The organism is Dietzia maris (assembly GCF_014144855.1).
Taxonomy (GTDB): domain Bacteria; phylum Actinomycetota; class Actinomycetes; order Mycobacteriales; family Mycobacteriaceae; genus Dietzia; species Dietzia kunjamensis.
Map to the genome: position 1 here is coordinate 1 of NZ_JAALDN010000555.1, position 377 is coordinate 377.

The 377-nt window shown below is 72.1% G+C and carries 1 protein-coding gene; it reads right to left on the minus strand.

What is annotated here, in order from left to right; all coding sequences use genetic code 11:
* On the minus strand, positions 1-377 hold a 377-nt coding region (locus tag G6024_RS16160; protein ID WP_182640418.1), incomplete at both ends, for an HNH endonuclease signature motif containing protein.

A 377-nucleotide genomic window follows, 5' to 3' on the forward strand; every position in this document is an offset into this window, starting at 1 on the left:
AAGGTCTTGAACCGGTGATGGCGCCGGCACATCGCCGCGAGGTTGCCCTCGACGGTGTGTCCGCCCCGCTGGGGGTCGGCGTGATCGAACGGCACCACATGATCCAGATCACAGGCCTCGGCCGGGATCGCACAGCCGGGGTGGCGACAGGTGCCGTCCCGCAGCCGGATCCGGCGGGCCAACTGGGCACCGGGCCGGTATTTCAGGGCGGTGCGGGCGTCATCGGCGGCCCCGATGCGCGGGTCGATGGGTTCGAAGGTGGCTCCGTCGCTGGTGGCGAGCATGTCGAGCAGGGCTTGCAGGGCGGCCTGGCCGGTGCGGGTGAACTCCACTCGGGCGCCGCCGGCGTCGCGGGCGGTGTTGCCGGTGGCGATGAC